At 68.3% G+C, this 799-nt stretch carries 1 protein-coding gene and 1 pseudogene; both read right to left on the bottom strand.

Going from position 1 to position 799, the window contains the following annotated elements:
- Positions 1–209, bottom strand: a pseudogene (locus tag ACEN88_RS33120) (hypothetical protein); the annotation flags it as partial.
- A complete protein-coding gene (locus tag ACEN88_RS33125; RefSeq protein ID WP_413346544.1) occupies positions 190–645 on the bottom strand; it encodes an Rrf2 family transcriptional regulator in 456 nt (151 codons plus the stop codon). The pseudogene ACEN88_RS33120 and the gene ACEN88_RS33125, both read right to left, overlap by 20 nt.
- Between the last annotated feature and the right edge of the window lie 154 nt (positions 646–799).

Below are 799 nucleotides of genomic sequence, written 5' to 3' on the forward strand. Positions count from 1 at the left end.
GCCAGCGCCGGGGCGAGGTCGATGCCGTGCCTGGCGAACATGGCGGCGGGCGGCGGCGCGGCGGTGGCGAAATTGATGGTCGACGTGCCGCCGGTCGTCAGCGCGCGCACGAGCAGCGACAGGTCGCGGGCACCTTGACGCAGATGGCCGGCATAGCTGCCGCCCACGACGATCACGTCGAATTCGGACTCATTCGGATGGGTGTGCATGATGTGCTCCTCCTTGGGGATACTGCGCGTTGAAGCGCTCGGACAGTTCCGCCAGCGTGACCTGCGCGAAGCGCGCGAGCAGCAACGCCTCGGCTTCCGCGAGCGCATCGCCGAGCGACTGGTTGACGACCTGTTCCACGAGACAGCCGGGCTGCTCGACGCGATTGCCGATCGCGAACACGGTCGGCGCGCCCACCGCGTCGTACACGTCGCGCAGCGTGACCCGGTGCAGGTCGGCGGTCACGGCCCAGCCGCCGCCATGTCCCTTCTCCGACGCGACGTAGCCCCGTTCGCGCAGGCCGGCCAGCGTGCGCCGCACGAGCACGGGATTCGTGTGCAGGAAGCCCGCCAGCTCTTCCGACGTCAGCGGACGGTCGCTGTGGGCCATGTGCAGCAGCAGGTGCAGGATCGAGGAAAGTTTGCTGTCGGTTCTCATGTAACTTATGATAGTACATAACGGGCCGGCGTGCATGACGGCGTGCACGCTACAATGCCGGATGTCTTCGAACTCCCCTTCTTTCGACGCCATCGTGGCCGGCACCGGCCCCGGCGGCGCCAGCGTCGCACGCGAGCTCGCGCGGGCCGGTGTC

This window comes from Massilia sp. CT11-108 (assembly GCF_047302915.1).
Taxonomy (GTDB): Bacteria; Pseudomonadota; Gammaproteobacteria; order Burkholderiales; family Burkholderiaceae_D; genus Telluria; species Telluria orientalis.

Coding starts and splice junctions, on each gene's coding strand:
- ACEN88_RS33125 (WP_413346544.1), bottom strand. CDS start 645: ATGAGAACCGACAGCAAACTTTCCTCGATCCTGCACCTGCTGCTGCAC.